14 protein-coding genes are annotated in these 16,315 nt (G+C 56.2%); 3 read left to right on the forward strand and 11 right to left on the reverse strand.

Translation table 11 applies throughout. The features are described from left to right. Nucleotides 1-81: 81 nt before the first annotated feature. The gene (locus CU103_RS28515) at nucleotides 82-1,083 is read left to right on the forward strand and encodes a GDP-L-fucose synthase family protein (protein WP_106667419.1); all 1,002 of its coding nucleotides are present in this window, start codon (nucleotides 82-84) and stop codon (nucleotides 1,081-1,083) included. Between the two features lie 130 nt (nucleotides 1,084-1,213). On the opposite strand, the gene CU103_RS28520 is transcribed toward CU103_RS28515, so the two are convergent. The 6 genes from CU103_RS28520 to CU103_RS28545 all read right to left on the reverse strand — a co-directional run bounded on the left by CU103_RS28520 (nucleotide 1,214) and on the right by CU103_RS28545 (nucleotide 8,666). Continuing rightward, a complete protein-coding gene (locus CU103_RS28520; RefSeq protein ID WP_245449054.1) occupies nucleotides 1,214-2,476 on the reverse strand; it encodes a polysaccharide biosynthesis/export family protein in 1,263 nt (420 codons plus the stop codon). Between the two features lie 8 nt (nucleotides 2,477-2,484). Continuing rightward, the gene (locus CU103_RS28525) at nucleotides 2,485-4,680 is read right to left on the reverse strand and encodes a GumC family protein (protein ID WP_106667420.1); all 2,196 of its coding nucleotides are present in this window, start codon (nucleotides 4,678-4,680) and stop codon (nucleotides 2,485-2,487) included. A gap of 49 nt (nucleotides 4,681-4,729) precedes the next feature. Continuing rightward, nucleotides 4,730-5,521 (reverse strand): response regulator transcription factor, encoded by a 792-nt coding sequence (locus CU103_RS28530; RefSeq protein WP_106667421.1) that lies wholly within the window; start codon nucleotides 5,519-5,521, stop codon nucleotides 4,730-4,732. Nucleotides 5,522-5,905: 384 nt separating this feature from the next. Further along, nucleotides 5,906-6,565: a PIG-L deacetylase family protein gene (locus tag CU103_RS28535; protein WP_106667422.1), complete on the reverse strand. Its 660-nt coding sequence runs from the start codon at nucleotides 6,563-6,565 to the stop codon at nucleotides 5,906-5,908. Further along, nucleotides 6,562-7,374 carry a sugar phosphate nucleotidyltransferase gene (locus tag CU103_RS28540; RefSeq protein ID WP_106667423.1) on the reverse strand — a complete coding sequence of 271 codons (813 nt, stop codon included), beginning with the start codon at nucleotides 7,372-7,374 and terminating at the stop codon, nucleotides 6,562-6,564. Before CU103_RS28540 ends, CU103_RS28535 begins: the two co-directional genes overlap by 4 nt. Further along, a complete protein-coding gene (locus CU103_RS28545) occupies nucleotides 7,371-8,666 on the reverse strand; it encodes a class I SAM-dependent methyltransferase (protein ID WP_106667424.1) in 1,296 nt (431 codons plus the stop codon). Before CU103_RS28545 ends, CU103_RS28540 begins: the two co-directional genes overlap by 4 nt. A 3-nt stretch (nucleotides 8,667-8,669) precedes the next feature. Here CU103_RS28545 and CU103_RS28550 point away from each other — a divergent pair, with 3 nt between their 5' ends. Continuing rightward, a complete protein-coding gene (locus tag CU103_RS28550; protein ID WP_106667425.1) occupies nucleotides 8,670-8,936 on the forward strand; it encodes a hypothetical protein in 267 nt (88 codons plus the stop codon). A gap of 80 nt (nucleotides 8,937-9,016) precedes the next feature. After that, nucleotides 9,017-9,556, forward strand: coding sequence for a dTDP-4-dehydrorhamnose 3,5-epimerase (gene rfbC / locus CU103_RS28555; RefSeq protein ID WP_106667426.1), 540 nt, complete (start codon nucleotides 9,017-9,019; stop codon nucleotides 9,554-9,556). Nucleotides 9,557-9,558: 2 nt separating this feature from the next. Here the strand turns inward: rfbC and CU103_RS28560 are convergent, their stop codons facing one another. The 5 genes from CU103_RS28560 to CU103_RS28580 all read right to left on the reverse strand — a co-directional run bounded on the left by CU103_RS28560 (nucleotide 9,559) and on the right by CU103_RS28580 (nucleotide 16,196). Beyond that, nucleotides 9,559-10,881 (reverse strand): DUF4910 domain-containing protein, encoded by a 1,323-nt coding sequence (locus tag CU103_RS28560; RefSeq protein WP_106667427.1) that lies wholly within the window; start codon nucleotides 10,879-10,881, stop codon nucleotides 9,559-9,561. A 28-nt stretch (nucleotides 10,882-10,909) separates the two neighbouring features. Beyond that, nucleotides 10,910-11,980 (reverse strand): NAD-dependent epimerase/dehydratase family protein, encoded by a 1,071-nt coding sequence (locus CU103_RS28565; protein ID WP_106667428.1) that lies wholly within the window; start codon nucleotides 11,978-11,980, stop codon nucleotides 10,910-10,912. Between the two features lie 159 nt (nucleotides 11,981-12,139). Further along, the gene (locus CU103_RS28570) at nucleotides 12,140-13,480 is read right to left on the reverse strand and encodes a glycoside hydrolase family 140 protein (protein ID WP_106667429.1); all 1,341 of its coding nucleotides are present in this window, start codon (nucleotides 13,478-13,480) and stop codon (nucleotides 12,140-12,142) included. After that, on the reverse strand, nucleotides 13,473-14,843 hold the full coding sequence (locus tag CU103_RS28575; protein ID WP_106667430.1) for a glutamate-1-semialdehyde 2,1-aminomutase: 1,371 nt from the start codon (nucleotides 14,841-14,843) through the stop codon (nucleotides 13,473-13,475). Before CU103_RS28575 ends, CU103_RS28570 begins: the two co-directional genes overlap by 8 nt. Before the next feature lie 156 nt (nucleotides 14,844-14,999). After that, nucleotides 15,000-16,196, reverse strand: coding sequence for a glycosyltransferase family 4 protein (locus CU103_RS28580; protein WP_106667431.1), 1,197 nt, complete (start codon nucleotides 16,194-16,196; stop codon nucleotides 15,000-15,002). Nucleotides 16,197-16,315: the final 119 nt, after the last annotated feature.

Raw genomic sequence — 16,315 nt, forward strand, 5'->3', positions numbered from 1 at the left:
AGCACACCGTCTCCTTCGATGCCCTGGTTGCCGAAATGGTGGAAGCCGATCTTCGAACAATCATGCGCGAGGAGGGCCGAAATGATTTCTATGGCTGAAAGGGACGATCACCACTTCGATCTGCGCGGAAAGCGGATTTGGATCGCCGGTCACTCAGGCATGGTGGGTTCCGCATTGACGCGCCGCCTTCGGCGCGAGGACTGTCAACTGCTTGAAGTTTCCCATGACGAACTCGACCTCACGCGCCAGCAGGAAACCGAGGAGTGGATGGCGAACGCCCGGCCGGACGCCATATTCATCGCTGCGGCCAAGGTCGGGGGTATCGTCGCCAATTCAACTTACCCGGCTGACTTCCTTTATGACAATGCCATGATTGCCATGAACATCATGCACACGGCGAACAGGCTTGGTGTGCAGAAATTGTTGTGGCTGGGTTCGAGCTGCGTCTATCCGAAATATGCTGAGCAGCCGATTCGCGAAGACTCGCTGCTGACAGGAGCGCTGGAACCAACAAATGAAGCTTACGCAGTCGCAAAGATTGCCGGGCTCAAGCTCGCCGAAGCTTATGCACGTCAATATGGAAGGCGGTTCATCACAGCGATGCCGACCAATCTTTACGGTCCCAATGACAATTTCGACCTGCAGAACGCGCATGTCCTTCCCGCCCTGATCAGGAAAATGCATGAAGCGAAGGTCGCGAGAAGTCCCAGCGTTGTGGTCTGGGGTACCGGAACACCAAAACGCGAGTTTTTGCATGTCGATGACCTCGCGGACGCCTGTGTGTTCGTGATGAAGAGGCACTCCGATCCGGAAATCGTCAATATCGGTTCGGGCAAGGAGATCTCTATTCACGATGCGGCGATCCTCATTGCCAGAATAGTCGGCTATCAAGGATCCATTGTGTTCGACACATCCAAACCGGATGGTACACCGCGCAAGCTGGTCGATCCCATGCGCCTGCAGGCAATGGGCTGGAAGCCGAGCATTGGGCTCGAAGCGGGAATAAGCGATCTCTACATGCGCTGGCAGCAATCAAGCACCTTGCCAAACGACGGATCGCTGGCGGTTTCGGCCGCCGGCTGACACCGTAAAAACCGCCGGCGCTCACTGCGCCGGCGGTTTTTTGTTGGCCTGGATTTGAATGTTCTCCGCTCTGGAAAAGCAAAGCCCGCCGGGCCTGTCGACGCCCGGCGGGAGAGCTGATTTCACGCAATCAGTTTACTTTTGCGGTAACCTCTTTCGGCAGCGTCAATTGTGCGCGGAGGATATCGCCGGCCTTGATCTGATCGTGTTCGGAAAGTTCCGTCTCGTGGTATTCCCCATTGACGTCGCGAACGACTGTGAACACCAGTTTGACCGTCTCTTCGCGGGTATTTGCCCGCTGTGCACTAGCGCCGATCTCGGCCATGGTTTGAACGATGAACGTCAATCGCTTGCGCAGCCGCATAATGTCGAGTTCGATGTCTCGCAATTCCTTGGCTGCATCATTCGATCGCTGATCGTACAGGGCCTGCAAGCTCTGCTCGATCGCGTTTTCGTTCTGCTTGGCACGAGCAAGAAATGATCCGAATTCCAGTGCATCGCGCCGCATTGCCGAGAGCTGACGTTGTGTATCACGCAATGTCGATTGAGCGGTGAGACCCTGCGCGACGAGCTTTTCCGAAGCGCCCACGTTCTGCTCCAGGAGCGAAATTTCTTCGTTGCGCAGCTTTGTGCTTTCCTCGAGCGTCTGGATTTCTTCCGAATAGTTCTGCCTCTGCGCCTTGAGTGCTTTCTCCTGGCTGGCCAGCGCAGCAAGCCGCAGTTCAAACAGTTTGCGCTCGGACTCGATCACACCCTGACGGGCAGGAAGATCATCGGTCCCGGTATCCTTGGCCAATACATATTCGAAGGTTTTGTTGTTCAGCTCGGCTTCCAGCCGCGCCCGCTTTACATCCTGCGCGAACAACTGGAGTGACGTATCGGAGTAGTCCTGACGCGCGGCCACCAGCTGGGTGCCGGCGACATCGAGCTTGTCGGTAGCCTGCTTCAAGCCGCCACTCAGGGCAAAGAGCTCTAGCGCGATCATGCCCGGACGGTATTCATATTTACCCGGTTTCTGAACGTCGCCGATGACGAATACAGGTGCATACTCCTTGACCGCAACCGAAACCGACAGACCCGGAATATGTTGAAGCAGCGCCTGGCTGATCGTGCTGCTGATTTCCGATATGCTGTGGTCAGCAACCTGAATATTGCCGAGAATGGGATATCCGATTGTTCCGCCCACACTCACAGGGAACGTGCCCGACAGCCCCGCGTCGCCATAAACCGTGATTTGCAGGACGTCGCCGGATCCGATCTTGTAGGGTTCTTCTGCCCATGCCGGCGAGATAGTTGACGATAACAGGAGCAGTGACGAGAAAGTCCAGGTCGTCACCATTCTGTTGATTCTGAAGCCCGTTCCGGGGCGCTTGTTTTTCTGTTTGATCAACATTGTCGACCTCATGCCTTTGCCGTGAATGAGCGTGATTTGACGTGCCCGGCGATCTTCTTGACCATTTTTTGTGGTGCAAGCTGCATCGGCAGGAAAGGTGTATCGTTTTTGGCCACTTTGCCGCGCCGGCGATCGCCATTGAGGACGATGCCGCCGATTTTGCGGCCGTCGGCCCGTAGCCTGGTGATGGCGGCGACAACCTGATCGGCGCGGGCTGTATCGCGCCGAACGACAACGACTGTCGTATCCACCAATGCTGATACACGGATTGCGTCGGCGCCACTGCTCACAGCAGGAGTATCGATAAGCACGATATCGTACTGGCGTTTGAGCTGGGCGATCATTTTCGAGAATTGTTCGTGGCCCAGAAGATATTCGGCTGGAACCTCACTGCTTTGCGTTGCCACGAAATCGATGGACGACGCAATATCGTGCTGTACGGCCGCTTCCAATGTCTGCCTGCCGCGGATCACTTCCTCGAGATATGGGCCGAACTGATCGCCAAACTCTTTTGCGACCATGGGGTTCTGGAAATTGGCGTCAACGACGACAGTCCGGATTCCGGTAGCAGACAAGGATCGCGCGAGACCTGCAACGATCAGCGTCTTGCCTTCTTGATCTCCGGCCGACGTTATCGCAATCGCCCTCGAGATTTTCGGTGATGCCGACAGCAGCAAGTGGGCCTGAAGGTCGGCGACAGCTCGTCCGAAGCTGGACTGGTTGTCGCTGATCATATGGGCCGCATCCTTTCGCTCACGGTTTGAGAGCATCGGGATCCTTCCGATAATGGGCAGTCTGGTCAACGCTTCGAGCGCTTCAGGCGAACGGATCGACCGGTCGAAAAATTCGAGAAGGAGTGCTGCAATGACGCCGAGGGCAGTGCCGGCGATTATGCCCAGCATCAGCCAGGTTTTCAGGCGCGGGCTGGACTTCGACATTGCCGGCACGGCACGCGATATCATACGTGCATCCGCCGATGCGATGCCGTCCTGTTCGATCGTCTGCTTGTATCTGGTGAGATAGCTTTCGTAGATTGCGCGGTTGGCTGCAGCCTCGCGATCCAGCTGGTCGGCGTGAACGAGCGCCTGGTTCGCCGTTGACATGCTATCTTGAATTTCTTTCAGATTAGCTTCGACAGCGGCTTGTTGCCGATGCGTTACGTTGATCTCGTTCCTTAAACTATCGATGATCTGCTGCACTTCCTCATCGACCTGAATTTTCAATGAATTGAGCTGAGACCTCAATTGTGGAAGCTGTGCGCTCTGAGTGGCTCCGCTCTGCTGTATTTCCAGAATCGAGCGCTCGATACGGGATTGTTCCGTCCGTAACTGCAGGATCGCGGGCGAACTCAGAACTTCGGTCAATGAAACGCCCGACTTGCTCTCGGCCGCCTCTATCGCCGTGGAAAGGCGAGCTTCGGTTCCGGCGAGCTTTGCGCGAAGATTTGCAAGTTCGGCATTCAGGGCAGCAATCTGCTGCGACTGAAGTGTCATACCGTTAGCCTTTACAAGGCCCGACTTTTCGCGAAAATCGGCGGCTGCCCGTTCCGATTGTTCGAGGGTCGTACGCAGACTGACGAGTTTGCCGCCGAGCCAGTCGCTCACGCGCCGGGTAGCCGAGGTCTGGACGTCGATCTGGTAGTCCAGATATGCTTCGCCAAAGGCATTGGCGGCGGCGGCAGAGTATTTCGGGTTATCTGCCTGGTAACTGATGTAGATCGTGTAGGAACGGCCGTCGTTGGCGACGTTCACGTTCGAAAGCAACTTGTCAATACGTGCGCGATTGTTGTCTTCCAAGCTGGCGGCGTCGCCGCTTGCCGGGGCTGCTGTCCCAGCTTTGGTCCGTTCGGTTGGTGCTGAGACCATGTTGCCATTTGCGTCAAACCCTTCGCGATCCAGCCGCAACAGCACTTTCTCGGCCATCATGCGCGAGGTAATGATGTCGAGTTCCGTCCGCAGGACCGGGCTTTCCTGCGGTAGCGGCGAAACCACCGATTCCGTCGGCAGCGCTTGAAGCTTGCGCACGTTGAGCGCAAGGATGGCCTCAGAACTATATTGCGCCGGAGAGAACATATAGCCGATCACCGACAGGCCAACCCCGATGGTGACGGTTGACAGAACGACGAGTTTTCTTCGCCAGAGTAGCGACACCAGTCGCGGAAATACCATTCCACCCTGTGCGGGCACGACTTCAGAAACGATCATGATTTGACCCCTTGCATAATCAGATTTCAGTTAGCTGACCGTTGTCTGGTCAGAATCTGGATTCGTGCGGAATCATGTCGCTAATTTTGTAGGCAACTTCGGTCCGGTTGGTCGCACCCAGTTTTTTCATAATGTTGCGGATGTGGACTTTTACCGTGCTCTCGCAAAGATTGAGCTCGTAGGCGATAATCTTGTTCGCCTTGCCGCGTCGCAGACCTTCCGCTACCGCTGACTGGCGTGCCGTGAACGACGTCGCAATGTGACGAAATTCATCGCTGCGACCGCCGACCAGCTTGCGCAGCGCAAGCACACTGCTCGCTGGAACAAACTTTCCGCCGGCGATGGCCAACTCGATTGCCTGCATGCAGATCTCGATGCCAACCGTTGTCGGAATATATCCCCTGACACCGAGCTCCAAAGCCTTCAGGACAAATGTCAGGTCGTCATTATCAGCGACAACAACAACAGCTGCGGTTTCGAAAGTTGCGACAAGTTCGCTTATTTCTGCGGTCAGCTCGGCGTCGTCCAGGCTCCTGTTGCCGGTGTTGATCAGGACAGCACGCAAGTTCGACAGTTCCTTCTTGGATGCCTGCCATTCCTCAAGGCTTCCGAAAGTAAATACCTTCAGGCCAATGTGATGATTAAGCAGCGCTTGCGCCAGACATTCGCGCTCCAAGGCCCGCTTGTCTACGATTGCTAGATAATCATCTGGACGATACTTTTGAAATTGGCGATCATTGTTGTATTTTTCGTTAAGTTGGTGATTATTATTTACAACGATGTCGCGATTATAAGACGTTACTTCACTTTTCCCCAAGTGAGATGGATGAGTATTCTCCATTTTAGTTCCCCAATTTTTATCATTTGTTGCGAATTGATATATTGAACGCGTCCAACCACGTTCAGCCGCACTTCTTTTCACGGTTTTTAATCTACGCTCTTTATTTGTTAGTGTCTTTAATCCTCTCATAATTCCTTCGATGTGGGAAAAATGCCCGGTGTAGGCAGCAGTAACTCGACACCATAGACTGGATTAATTCGTGCAGCCCCGCCGTTAGTTAGGAATCTGCAGATGTGCCTCGGAACGAGGCACATAAAGACAAGTTTATACTTGAATGTAGTTGTGATTTCGATCGCGAATGGAGCACTCAGAGGGGGCGCGCGAAGCTTGTCTTCCCGGTGATTCGCCTTGCCCGTGTCAGCGTTTGCGGGCAGCTGTCGGATATCAGCCGATTGCCAGCGTGAGCTTCCGGCTAGTGAATGCTTCAGCAAAGCGCTCAGCGGCGCGGCACTCCATGCCGCGCAAACGGGCAAGTCCCTTGAACGTCAGTTCGTCAAACCAGTCCTTCGATCGCTGCGTACCGAAATGTTCGAGCAGAAGCTGGACTTTGCGGTCCATGACGGCAGCTGTGAGCGGCACATAGGTGTTGTGCTGGGTCAAATCTCCATCCCACTTGGGGATCTCATATTCCAGCACAAGGTGGTTGCGGAAGATATTGGTTGTCAGCCGGTTGACTTCCCGATGGTCCTGATGCGCGTCGTCGCGGGCATGTGTGAAGATTACGCCGGGCGAAATGCGATCGCGCAAGGCGGTCAGCCATTGTTTGATTTCGCGGGTCTGGCTGGGAAAGTAACTGTCTTCGAATTCCGCAAGCTCAATCTTGCAGGACGCAGCCCCTTCAAGGAATGCCATAGCTGACTCATTCGCCTCCCGTGCACGCACGCCAGGCGCACTGAGTACGCACCAGTGGACATCAAGCAGGACGCCCTCGGCAATAAGACTGAGGATGGTCCCTCCCGCGCCAATCTCGATATCATCCGAATGAGCGCCGAGGCAAAGGACGGAGAGACGTTCCCCTCGTCTTGCCAAAGGCAACTGTCTCATAGCGCCTTGACCAAGCGGATGTTGGCTGTATCTTTCGCAGCGCCATGGATCGTCCAGGGCATTTCACCCCTTTCGACCATCTCTTGAAGTGCCTGCCAATCGCGCAATGTGTCCATTGAGCGCCAGAATCCTTCGTGCTTGTAAGCCATGAGCATGTCATCTGCGATCAGCCGGCTGAACGGCTCGAGCACGAGCTCTTCGGATTCCCTCATGTAATCGAAGATCTCGCCGCGGAACAGGAAATAGCCGCCATTGATCCAGATGTCGGAGCGGTCAGAAGACCGGAACTCGCGAACGCGGCCGTCTTCCGCAATATCGGCGAGGTGGTAGGTGAGCGGCGGACGGACCGCCAGAAAGCATGCAATCTTGCCGCTCGCTTCGAACTTTTCGATCATGTCGTCAAGGTCGACATTGCTCAGGCCATCACTGTAGTTGGCGAGAAAGATCTTTTCATTCCTTACCTGGTCGCGTACGGCCCAGAGCCGTTCACCGATGTTACGCCATATGCCGGTGTCGATCAGCGAGATGCGCCAATCTTTCTGGGATTCCCCCAGTACTTCTACGTTGCCATCGCCCGTCACCACACAATCCGAGAATGTCTGGGGTCTGCAATTCAAGAAGAAGTCCTTGACGACGTTTGCCTTGTAGCCAAGGCAAAGAATGAAATCATCGTGTCCGTAATCGGCATAATATTGCATGACATGCCGCAGGATCGGCTGTGAGCCGAGCGGGATCATCGGTTTTGGAACGTTCTCCGAATATTCGCGGATGCGCGTGCCCATTCCACCGCAGAACAAAACGACTTTCATGGCTTGAGTTCCTTCGGGTCGATGATGCTGACACCCGGAATGGGAACGACGAATTTTGCGCCCCATTCCTGGACATGCCGCATCTGTGCAACGATCTCGTCCTTGAGATTCCAGGGCAGGATCAGGATGTAGTCGGGTTTCAACAGGTCGATGGCTTCGACGGGTTCGATCGGAATATGCATTCCCGGCGTATAGCGGCCGTGCTTGTAGGGATTTCTGTCCACGGTGAAATCGAGAAAGTCGGTGCCAATGCCGCAATAGTTGAGCAGGGTATTGCCCTTGCCCGGCGCTCCGTAGCCGCAGATTGTCTTGCCGGCTTCCTTTGCTGCGATCAGGAACGAAAGCAGTTCGCGCTTCACCTTGCGGGCACGCTCGACGAACGAGGTGTAGACGGCGATCTTGTCGAGACCCGCCTTGATCTCATTGTTCAGCACGCCCGCAACGCTGGGTTGAGTTGGCCGCGCGCTGGTCTGATGCGCAAGATGAACGCGCAGAGATCCGCCATGCGTGACCAATTCCTCTACGTCAATGACTTTCAAGCCATGTTTCTTGGCCATGTGCTCAATCGTCAGAAGTGAGAAGTAAGAGAAGTGCTCGTGATAGATCGTGTCGAACTGGTTCTCGGCGATCAGCTTCTCGATATGCGGAAACTCGAGTGTGATCACGCCTTCCGGCTTCAACAGGAGCTTCATGCCTGCGACAAAATCATTGAGATCCGGAACCTGCGCAAGGACATTGTTGCCGACGATCAGGTCCGCGCGCAGCCCTTCGTTGATGAGGTCCCGCGCATATTTTTCACCGAAGAATTCAACCCTGGTGGGAACGCCTTTTTCAATCGCGACCTTTGCCACGTTGGCGGCGGGCTCGATCCCGAGCACAGGTACATTGAGCGGAATGAAATGCTGGAGCAAATATCCGTCATTGCTGGCCAGTTCAACAACGAGACTGTTGCGGTTAAGCTCGAGCTGCCGTGCCATTTGATGACAGTATTTTCGCGCATGCGCGACCCAGCTGGTCGAATAGGAGGAGAAGTAGGCATACTCCTCGAAGATGGCCTGCGGGCTCACATACTCCTTCAGTTGGACCAGAAGGCATTCGTCGCAAACGAATACGTGGAGCGGATAGTACGGCTCCATGGAATCGATCTGTTCGCGCGGAACAAAGCTTTCGCAAGGCGGGGACATTCCAAGATCAATGAAAGTGTGTTTCAAACCGGTACCGCACAGGCGACAATGATGAATTTTATCGCTTGGGCGGTTTGCCAATAAGAGAGTACTGGTTTGGATATTCATACCTTGGCTCCTGATCCACTGAACGAGATCACCGCACCCGAAACAAACTCCCTGGGTGCCGGGATCATCATCCTCATGGCAACGAAGGTACGGCCTCCGCGCCTCATGGGCGATATGACTATGCGATCAGGTGGCTCATCCGAACGGTGGAACGTGTCCATCCCGCGTCCGTCAAACGGAGTGCGCAGACGCCGCCGCGCGGGCGTTTCCGCAGACACCACGGGATTGCCGCCGCTGGAATTCACCCGTGCGGCCTACCCCTTATTGTGAGTTTCCCTGCGACAAGGAGTTTGACAAAATCGGACCCTCCACGCACCACTGGCAAGGGTTCGAACACGAGGCGAAACAGGATGAGATTTACTGAAACGGAACTGAACGGCGCCTGGCTGGTCGAGGCACTTCCAATGTCCGACGAGCGCGGCTCCTTTGCCCGGACCTTCTGCGTCAATGAGTTCCAGCAGCACGGACTGGAAACCAAGTTCGTGCAGCACAGCGTCTCGCATTCGGTGACAAAGCACACACTGCGCGGAATGCACCTTCAAACAGCACCGCATGCGGAGGTGAAAGTCGTCTCCTGCATACGGGGCGCCATAATGGATGTCATCATAGACCTGCGGCCACATTCCCCGAACTACCGGCGCTGGGCTGCCTATGAACTATCGGATTGTAACAACCGTCAGCTTTATATCCCCAAGGGATTTGCCCATGGGTTTCAGACGCTCAGAGATGACGCCGTGGTTTCCTACCTCATTTCGGAATTCTATAATCCCCAGGCATCGACGGGTGTCCGGTGGGACGATCCGGCATTCGCCATCGATTGGCCGGCAGAGCCGACTGTTTTGTCGGACAAGGATCGTGCCTGGCCATTGCTGGATACGGCATCGGCCTGATCTTACGATACGGCTTCAGCAAGGAGGCCATTTGCGCGCAGCAATTGGGCGGCGCGGGCAATGTCGCGGAAGGACATGCCGGACCGCTGCGCAATATCGAGCAAAGAGTGACTGCCGTCCGCCAGATTGAGAACCCACAAATAACCCATTGCGGTCTCCCCGGCGGCCTTGTCGCCGCCGAGCGCCGAGTAGAGGCCGCGCCGGCCGAGTTGAGGTTCACCTTTCGGGAAAAGGTTGACGGGTGTCCAGTTCATCTCGAGGATATCGATCACTTCCATGATCATTCCATAAGATGAGGCCAGATTTTCCGGAGAGATGAAATCCAGGTTGTCTGCTGAAGTATGGTATTGCGGAAAGGTACCGAACGCGCTGCGCTGGAAAAGCCCGACAGGAAGGTTGAAGCCGGGCGAACAATATTGCCGTTCGTCGTAGCCATAGGGACTGAAATCCTGGATGATTCCTCGCCGGCCCTCCGAGCTCAGGACATATTGCATTGCCTGATCGATGACGGCATTGCCGCGGCGGCTCCGCTTGTAATTCGGCCCCCCGCCATCGCCGACGCAGGAAACGATCAGCCCATGGTCGATGCGCGAAATATTGTCCTCGTTGGAGGCAAGCCAGGTTAGCGCGCCGATCGTTCCCGGCGCAAAAAGAAACCGGTAATTGTAGCGGGTCTTTCGCGACCGCAAGGCCGCGGCGAGACAGGCGAGCAAGGCCAGACCGGAACAATTGTCATTGGCGAGCGATGGGTGGCAGATATGTGCGGACAGCAGCACGTCCCTGTCGGACTGACCACTGTGGAAATATTCCCCATAAGTGAGGTGTCCGTCGGTCTTGTCCGCATCGATAAAGACTTCGTATTCGCCATCTTCAAGCTGAGCAAGCTCGTTGTGCGCCATGCAGAAACCCCACTGCTCGCTGTAATACGATGTCCGGTAGGGAATGAGATCCGGCTGTTCGGGAAGGGTGTAGACATGGGATTTAAGCTCGCTGAGCGGCATCGTTTCATGCACGGCCTTGCTGTAACCAAGCACATGCAAATTGTGATCGGCAAAATCGACGATTTTTCGCCCCGACGCGTTCTTGATGTAGGCGTCGCGGATGTTCCATTCCTGGGGTACGGTCCAGTCGAGCACCTGGGTGCCGGTGGGCACCTCATGCTGCGTAATATCGATATGCTGGCCGAGAACACGCAGCGTTTCGCGTACGCCGCCTCCTGTTATGCTTCGGCAAATCGGGAAGAGACGGGCGGCCAGTGCGTAGATGCGGATACCCACATCCACCTGCGCGTCGGCCGCCGATCTGATTGTATCGAACGAGACCATAAAGCTGTTCATGGCAAATGCTTCGCCATCATATGACTGCGTCTGCCAGAGCCGGGTGCCGTGTCGATGACGGAACACGACGCAGGCTATTGTTGAGTGTGCCTTCGTCGAGGGATTTTCGGATATGGCTTATGCGCTGGTAGCGCGGCCCTTCGAATTCCTGCAATGTCAGGCCAGCGCTGACATAGGCCGCATGAAGCTGCTCAGCTCCAGCCTTTGCATCCCAGGCCGGCTTGAAGGCCGGGAGTACCCGCGCAATCTTTTCGAAACTGACGCGATACGATCGGGTGTCAGGTCCTGCGTCCTCGGCAAACTCGAGGCGGCAGCCCGGGACGACCTGGGCCACGATCTCGGCGATTTCGCGGATGCGGTAATTATGTGCGGATTGACCGACATTGAACGCCTCGTTGTGCACCTTGTCCTTTGGCGCTTCCATGGCGGCCAGGAATGCGCGCGAGATATCTTCGATATGAACAATCGGACGCCACGGTGAACCATCCGACTTGAGCATGATGACACCTTCGGTGACGGCCCAGGCCACGAGATTATTCAAGACGATATCGAACCGCAGCATTGGCGACAGACCATAGGCTGTAGCGGGCCTCAGGTAAGTTGGCGTGAAACTGTCATCGGCCAGCTCAGCAATATCCCGCTCGGCGAGAACTTTTGAACATCCATAGGCCGTTACCGGATTAAGCTCGCCAGTTTCATCGATCATGCCCTCACCGGACTTGCCATAATTGCTGCAGGACGAGGCGAAGAGGAAGCGAGGAACACCGGCGGCCTTGGCCGTCCTGGCAAAGTTGACGCTGCCCCGATGGTTGATCTCGTAGGTTATGTCCGGGTTGAGGTTGCTCAATGGATCGTTCGACAACGCTGCCAGGTGGATGACGGCATCGAAGCCCTTGAGATCATTGATCTCCACATCGCGCACATCCTTGCAAACGCCAGGGATGTCCTTGATAGAGCCGCCGGGCGCATAGGAGCAGCTGCGATAAAGCTCCGCGTCGTAACCGTGAACGTCATGCCCTGCTTTCATGAGGAAGGGCACCATGACCGATCCAATATAACCACGATGTCCTGTCACGAGTACTTTCATTGCATCCTGTCCTTCTACGGATTTGTAATTGATTTTTCAGAACGGTACTTCCAGGTGCGGTAGACGGCGAGAGAGGAGTTAGGAGGATCGGGACGGCAATATGGACTAAACTTTTGGCAGGTGTGCTACGCCTTTTGCCCGATCTGACCAAACCTTGCTCTAGCTTCCACTCCCCAAAACCAGGACCCAATCGTCGAAACCTCCGGAATTGCGCGGTTCAGGCGTTTCAAACGTAACGATGCCCCGCCTTACGGATCCAGCCTCGGACGCCTCGGTGTACTTGCCGGAAGCGGGATCGTACCATCGCGCACGCCTAACGGATGGAGCCAGCGCGCTTGTATCGATCGCGATGCTGTTTCTTCCGGAGACGTAGAGGACGGCTGCTTTGCCCTCCTTCGTCATTGCTCCCAAAGCAAGGCCCTTGTCGGATTGGTCAGGTTTTGCCAGAAGCCTCCCGCGTTCCGGCTCGAGTTCCCACCAGGGTAATGAATCGAAGAATTGTTTCAGGTAGCTGACGCTTTGCGAGCCACGGCTTCCCAATGCATCCTCCCAGGTGCCCGGCGCATCGTAGAGGCCAGGTCCGGCAAAATGCCAAAGGGGATTGTTACCGAATATCTGACCGCAGGCGCCTGCCAGAATTGTACCGTACGCATTGAGCCGAAGAGATTGTTCGTCCGATCCACGCTCATTCTCGTAGGGACCCTCTATGAAGAAAAACGGGAGTGCCGGCCCAGCACGCTGGCGTTGGAGCGCGCGGTCGATGATCTCGTCATAAGCATAGAGAGTGTCCAGGGTGAACCACGGGGCTCCTGCCCAATCCCCGCTGCCGACGGTGTTCGCCCCGCGATGAACGGTCTGGAGCGCAGCCGGATTGGCATCGGATATGCCGCGCGCAAGTTCGTCTACCAGCCTTTTGTCGGGCGTATCATAGTCGCCGCCCTGGACCCAGATGATATTCGGATAGTCGCGATAACGCTTGCCGAGGTAGCGTCCGTAGCTTCGCATTGCTTTGGCACCCGCTGCCTTGATTTCCCGGAACCACCCTTCGGTGCCTCCATCGGAGCCGAGGTATGACGGAACGAGCAGAACGAGAAATCCGCGTTCCCGTGCGCGATTGAGAATCCAGTCTGCGTCGCCGAAATAGGCTTCGTTGGGTTTGGTGAAATCACCGTCCACCAGAAAGGGTGCGTGCTTGTAGAAATTGCGCGGGCTATTCCGGCTGAACCGGTGCTCGATGAGGGAAACGAGAATCGTATTGAAACCACGGCGCTGGCGATCGGCGAGATATTTGTCCGCATCCTCGCGGGAGAGGTCGCCGATCAGGGACCATGCGCTATCGCCCGTGATCAGAAACGGCCGGCCGGCCGCATCTTCCAGATACCGGTGATTGTCTGCAACCCGTAGCGGAAAGACAGTCTCCTGGGCGGCAGCGGCGAAGGAGCAGACAATCAGCAATCCGGCAAAAAGGCAGCGAAAGCATTGCTGGATAACATCAGCCATGCGCCGCCAGTTCCCGTTCGCGCACGGCCGCGGGTTTTGTGTTGAAACGGCGGAAGACCACTTCCGACGGACGGCCGACAAGATAGTTTTCAACACCGTTTTCGAGGGCTTTCTTGTAGATTGTGAGCGCACCGTCGACGGCTTCGATCGTCTTGGCGACATCCTCGTTGCTGTGGGTGTAGCTGACGACGAGCGATGGCATCAGCACGCCACGCTTGATCGTTTCCTGCAGGAACAGTGTCCGGAACGCCTGCGAAGGCTCGCGGTCCTGGTCGAGTGTCGCATAGGTGAGACAGCATGCCCGGCCGGTCACCTTCACAAAGGCGCCGAGACCGTGGCGGGTGACAGCCTGGGCGATTCCAACCCTCAGGGCCTGACCCTGAGCGTAGAGGTGCTCGATGACCGGTTCGTTCTGGTAAATGCGCATCGTTGCTATTGCCCCGGCCAAGGCGTGCGTTTCCGCCCCATGCGTCGTTGACAAGAGGAACACCCGCGGACTCTCCGTTTGTTCGAGCCCGCCCAGTTCCATGTACTTGCGTTTGCCGGCAAGTGCCGAGATCGAGAAACCATTGCCAAGCGCCTTGCCGAAGCAGGAAAGGTCAGGCTCAATACGATAGAATTGCTGAGCTCCACCACGATGCCAGCGGAAACCGGTGATCATTTCGTCGATGATGAAGAGGGCACCGTTGCGATGGCAAATATTGCGGGCCTCGTGGAGGAAATTATTCTCGGGATCGTCGCCGCGCGACGCCTCGAGGATCAAACAAGCAATCTTGCCCGGATACCGTTCGAACAGGCTGCTGACACTCTCGATATTGTTATACTGAAAACCAAGCGTCAGTTCCTGCACAGCGCGCGGGATGCCGGCGTTCATTTCCGTCGTCCCGATGAACCAATCATCGGTTGAGAAGAATGGATGGTCGCTGCAGCGGGCGATGTAATCACGGCCCGTCGCTGCGCGTGCAAGGCGGACGGCACCGGATGTCGCGTCGGAGCCATCCTTGCAGAACTTGACCATATCAGCGCTGGCGACCGTCTCCAGAAACGTCTCCGCGCATTCCACTTCCACGTCGGCAGGTCGCGTGAAGTTGCAGCCGAGTTGCAGCTGGCGGGTCACGGCCTCGAGAACCGGCGGATAGGCATGTCCGAGGCCCACCGCCCGGTTTCCCATACCGTATTCGATGTATTCATTGCCATCAGCGTCCCAGACATGGCTGCCCAGGCCCCTCGCAATGAACCCAGGCGACAAGACCGGATATTGATCATCTCCCTTGGCATAGGTATGGGACCCGCCAGGGATAAGGTCATGAGCCAGCCCACGCAGCTGGTTCGACTTTTCAAAATTGCTGATCAATGCGGACATGTGCCAATACCCCAATTATCGAACCTCTTGACCGCAATGCCTCCCGGGCACGTTGGACCTCATCACAGTATATGCCGGTCCCGGAGCAGAATTTCACTTCGGCAATTCAGCCATCCGCACGCGCCAAAAGACGTAGTGTGGGAGGATTGTCCGGCTTCAGATCCTTTCCCGCATCACCCGCAACCAATTCTTGATCGGAGTCGGAATAAACGTCCGCAAACCCGAACGAAGTCCCTTTGGCATTGACCACTCCTCGATATCGAGCGGGGCAGCTATGCTGGGCCGTCGTTCTTGGAGCTGCCTGATCACCTCGAAATAGCGGCGAGCCATGGCGTCGATGGTGAAAACATTCTCTGCCTTGTCACGCGCGGCCGTGGAGAGCGACCTTGAGGTGTCAGGGTTTGCTGCGATCTGCGAGATTATTTGTGCAGCTTCGGCCGTATTGCCGATCGAGAAGAGATAGCCGTTGACGCTGTTGTCGACGATCGTGTCGGTCACGCCCCGGATGCGCGACACGACCGGAATGCACCCGACCGCCATCGCCTCGGTCAGAGTCAGGCCAAAGCCTTCAAACCGCGAGGGCATGATCATGACATCCTGTTGAATGAGCAGACCGTGAACATCTTTGGGGTGCACCGCGCCCAGGATCGTCACGCGTCGGGCGTGGCGCGCGAGCTTCGATCGCAATGCCGGCAAATCTGGCCCGTCGCCTGCGACAGTCAGGTGAATCGATGGGGCCAGTTTGTCGAGGATGTCCGGCAACCAGAACACCCCCTTTGAGGCATCTTCAACACGTCCAAGAAAGATAACGCGCAATGGCTCCTTGGTCCGCGGGGTGCGCGCGAGCGTTCGTGACGAACGGGTGTCGGCAGCGTGAGGGATTGCAAAGGTTCTTTCCGCCTGGAAACCCATAGCCTGGACCAGATCGCTCCTGATACGCTCCGATACGCCGATGGCAGCATGAACGTGGTCCTTGACGGACGATGCAGCTGCATAAGTACCGGCGGTGATATTGTGCACCATCATGATGCGCATGATCGACTCGGGCAGATATCGCGCGATGTTGGTTTGTATCCGGTCACTCAGGACGTTAATGAATACGCCGTCGAACCCGCCGGCTTCAATGGCCTTTGCAAGCGCCTTCGCCTGATCCCGTTCCGTCGCCAGGCCGTCAATGTGTACCGCGTTGCCAAGTGCAAATTCGGGGAACCACTCGGGTTGTCGCAGCGTCTCGCTTTCGCCCATGGCGAGCCAGCAGACCTCGATACCGAACGCGGCCAATCCTTCGCGCAATTGCTTGAACACCGTATAGGTGCCGCCGATGTGCGGGCGTACGAAATAAGCGAGCTTCATTGAACATTATCCCCGGTGAAAACCATGCCAAACGTGAAAACTGATCACCGGCATGATAGCCGTGTCAGCCCTGTCCGCTGAATGTGTCGCAAAGGACGTATCGGACAGCACTTTGGCCG

Origin of the sequence: Phyllobacterium sophorae (genome assembly GCF_003010965.1) — a bacterium.
Taxonomy (GTDB): Bacteria; Pseudomonadota; Alphaproteobacteria; order Rhizobiales; family Rhizobiaceae; genus Phyllobacterium; species Phyllobacterium sophorae.

Excerpts from the sequence above, each read along its gene's own strand:
- CU103_RS28560 (WP_106667427.1), bottom strand. The coding sequence starts at position 10,881 with ATGGTCTCGTTCGATACAATCAGATCGGCGGCCGACGCGCAGGTGGAT.
- CU103_RS28515 (WP_106667419.1), top strand. The coding sequence starts at position 82 with ATGATTTCTATGGCTGAAAGGGACGATCACCACTTCGATCTGCGCGGA.
- CU103_RS28545 (WP_106667424.1), bottom strand. The coding sequence starts at position 8,666 with ATGAATATCCAAACCAGTACTCTCTTATTGGCAAACCGCCCAAGCGAT.
- CU103_RS28540 (WP_106667423.1), bottom strand. The coding sequence starts at position 7,374 with ATGAAAGTCGTTTTGTTCTGCGGTGGAATGGGCACGCGCATCCGCGAA.
- CU103_RS28580 (WP_106667431.1), bottom strand. The coding sequence starts at position 16,196 with ATGAAGCTCGCTTATTTCGTACGCCCGCACATCGGCGGCACCTATACG.
- CU103_RS28520 (WP_245449054.1), bottom strand. The coding sequence starts at position 2,476 with ATGTTGATCAAACAGAAAAACAAGCGCCCCGGAACGGGCTTCAGAATC.
- CU103_RS28570 (WP_106667429.1), bottom strand. The coding sequence starts at position 13,480 with ATGGCTGATGTTATCCAGCAATGCTTTCGCTGCCTTTTTGCCGGATTG.
- CU103_RS28530 (WP_106667421.1), bottom strand. The coding sequence starts at position 5,521 with ATGGAGAATACTCATCCATCTCACTTGGGGAAAAGTGAAGTAACGTCT.
- CU103_RS28575 (WP_106667430.1), bottom strand. The coding sequence starts at position 14,843 with ATGTCCGCATTGATCAGCAATTTTGAAAAGTCGAACCAGCTGCGTGGG.
- CU103_RS28535 (WP_106667422.1), bottom strand. The coding sequence starts at position 6,565 with ATGAGACAGTTGCCTTTGGCAAGACGAGGGGAACGTCTCTCCGTCCTT.
- CU103_RS28565 (WP_106667428.1), bottom strand. The coding sequence starts at position 11,980 with ATGAAAGTACTCGTGACAGGACATCGTGGTTATATTGGATCGGTCATG.
- CU103_RS28525 (WP_106667420.1), bottom strand. The coding sequence starts at position 4,680 with ATGATCGTTTCTGAAGTCGTGCCCGCACAGGGTGGAATGGTATTTCCG.
- rfbC (WP_106667426.1), top strand. The coding sequence starts at position 9,017 with ATGAGATTTACTGAAACGGAACTGAACGGCGCCTGGCTGGTCGAGGCA.